General features: G+C 64.2%; 1 protein-coding gene. It reads left to right on the top strand.

Annotation, left to right across the window (positions count from 1 at the left end; genetic code table 11):
* The coding region (locus U5809_RS34445) for an efflux RND transporter permease subunit (protein ID WP_322089831.1) at positions 1-2,896 on the top strand (2,896 nt) is incomplete at its 5' end.
* Positions 2,897-2,994: the final 98 nt, after the last annotated feature.

The raw sequence follows: 2,994 nt of genomic DNA, 5'->3' as shown, positions 1-2,994 counted from the left end.
TCCGGACGTCGCGCAGGTGCAGGTGCAGAACAAGCTGTCGCTCGCGACGCCGAACCTGCCGCAGGTCGTGCAGCAGCTCGGCATGCAGGTTACGAAGTCGAGCAGCAACTGGCTGATGTGGTTCGCGTTCAACTCCGAGGACGGCAGGATGTCGAAGGAGGACCTGACGAACTACGTGGCCTCGCACGTGCTCGATCCGCTGAGCCGCGTGAACGGCGTCGGCCAGACGCTGCTGCTCGGTTCGCAGTTCTCGATGCGGATCTGGCTCGACCCGAACCGTCTGACCAACTACGGCCTCACGCCGGTCGACGTGTCGACCGCGATCACGCAGCAGAACGTGCAGATCGCGGGTGGCCAGATCGGCGGCACGCCGGCGAAGCCGGGTACGATGCTGCAGGCGACGATTACCGAATCGACGCTGCTGCGCACGCCCGAGCAGTTCGGCAACATCCTGCTGAAGGTCAACCAGGACGGCTCGCAAGTCCGGCTGAAGGATGTCGGCCGTGCGGCACTGGGTTCGGAGAACTACACGTTCGACACGAAGTACATGGGGCAGCCGACGGCCGGCCTCGGTATCCAGCTCGCGACCGGCGCGAACGCGCTGGCGACCGCGACGGCGCTGCGGGCCAAGATCGACGAGCTGTCGAAGTACTTCCCGCACGGTCTGGTCGTTCACTACCCGTACGACACGACACCGTTCGTGCGCCTGTCGATCGAGGAAGTGGTCAAGACGCTGATCGAAGGTATCGTGCTCGTGTTCCTCGTGATGTATCTGTTCCTGCAGAACCTGCGGGCAACGATCATCCCGACGATCGCGGTGCCGGTCGTGTTGCTCGGCACGTTCGCGATCATGGGGGTCGCCGGCTTCTCGATCAACACGCTGTCGATGTTCGGCCTCGTGCTCGCGATCGGCCTGCTGGTCGACGATGCGATCGTGGTGGTGGAGAACGTCGAGCGCGTGATGGCCGAAGAGGGCTTGTCACCGAAGGAGGCGACCCGCAAGGCGATGGGCCAGATCACCGGCGCACTCGTCGGCGTGGCGCTCGTGCTGTCGGCGGTGTTCGTGCCGGTGGCGTTCTCGGGCGGCTCGGTCGGCGCGATCTATCGTCAGTTCTCGCTGACGATCGTGTCGGCGATGGTGCTGTCGGTGCTCGTCGCGTTGATTCTGACGCCGGCGCTGTGCGCGACGATCCTGAAGCCGATCCCGCAAGGGCATCACGAAGAGAAGAAGGGCTTCTTCGGCTGGTTCAACCGCACCTTCGATCGCAGTCGCGATCGCTACACGGGTGGCGTGAATCACGTGATCCGGCGCTCGGGCCGCTGGCTCGTGATCTACCTGGCCGTGTTCATCGCGGTCGGCGTAATGTTCGCGCGCCTGCCGAAGTCGTTCCTGCCCGATGAAGACCAGGGCTACATGTTCATGATCGTGCAGACGCCGTCCGGTTCCACGCAGGAAACGACCGGCAAGACGCTCGACAACATCAACACGTACCTGACGACTGCGGAGAAGGAAGTGGTCGATTCGGTGTTCACGGTCAACGGCTTCAGCTTTGCGGGCCGCGGCCAGAACGCGGGCCTCGTGTTCGTGAAGCTGAAACCGTACGAGCAACGCCAGCGTTCGGACCAGAAGGTCCAGGCGCTGATCGGCCGGACTTTCGCGCACTATTCGACGTACAAGGACGCGATGGTGATTCCGTTCAACCCGCCGTCGATTCCCGAACTCGGCACGGCTGCCGGCTTCGACTTCGAGCTGACGGACAACGCGGGTCTCGGCCACGAGGCGCTGATGGCCGCGCGTGGCCAGTTGCTCGGGATGGCCGCGAAGGATCCGGCGCTTGCGCTCGTGCGTCCGAACGGTCTGAACGATACGCCGCAGTACAAGGTCGACATCGATCGGGAGAAGGCGAATGCACTTGGCGTCACTGCTGCTGCGATCGACCAGACGTTTTCGATCGCGTGGGCCTCGCAGTACGTGAACAACTTCCTCGATACGGATGGCCGGATCAAGAAGGTGTACGTGCAGTCGGACGCGCCGTTCCGGATGACGCCGGAGGACATGAACATCTGGTACGTGCGCAACAGTGCGGGCGGGATGGTTCCGTTCAGCGCGTTCTCGACCGGCCACTGGATCTACGGTTCGCCGAAGCTCGAACGTTACAACGGCGTGTCGTCGATCGAAATCCAGGGGCAGGCCGCGGAAGGCAAGTCGACCGGCCAGGCGATGGCCGCGATGGAAGCGCTCGCAAGCAAGCTGCCGGAAGGCATCGGCTATTCGTGGACGGGGCTGTCGTTCCAGGAAATCCAGTCCGGTTCGCAGGCGCCGATCCTGTACGCGATCTCGATCCTCGTCGTGTTCCTGTGTCTGGCGGCGCTGTACGAGAGCTGGTCGATTCCGTTCTCGGTGATCATGGTCGTGCCGCTCGGCGTGGTCGGCGCGCTGCTCGCGACGATGCTGCGCGGCCTCGAGAACGACGTGTTCTTCCAGGTCGGCTTGCTGACCACCGTGGGCTTGTCGGCGAAGAACGCGATCCTGATCGTGGAGTTCGCGCGCGAGTTGCAGGCGAAGGAGAACATGGGGCCGGTGCGCGCGGCGATCGAGGCGGCGCGCCTGCGGTTGCGCCCGATCCTGATGACGTCGCTTGCATTCATGCTCGGCGTGCTGCCGCTCGCGATCAGCAACGGCGCAGGCTCGGCCAGCCAGCATGCGATCGGCACGGGCGTGATCGGCGGGATGATCACGGCGACGTTCCTCGCGATCTTCATGATCCCGATGTTCTTCGTGCGGGTTCGCGCGATCTTCAGCGGCGAGACGGAAAACGTCGACGACGCCTGGCGTCTCGTGCAGGGCGACCTGCAGCGCGGTCACGGCGACGCACACGATTCGAAGGGGCAGTAATGATGCAAAAACACGCTTTGACTGCAACGGTGGCGGCTCTCGCTGCCGCGCTGTTCGCCACGGGCTGCACGATGGCGCCGCATTACAAGCGGCCCGAC

The sequence above is a fragment of the Burkholderia sp. BCC1999 genome, from assembly GCF_905339975.1.
GTDB lineage: Bacteria > Pseudomonadota > Gammaproteobacteria > Burkholderiales > Burkholderiaceae > Burkholderia.
The sequence above is the reverse complement of the archived record's forward strand: the minus strand, read 5'-3'. Positions and strand labels throughout refer to the sequence as shown.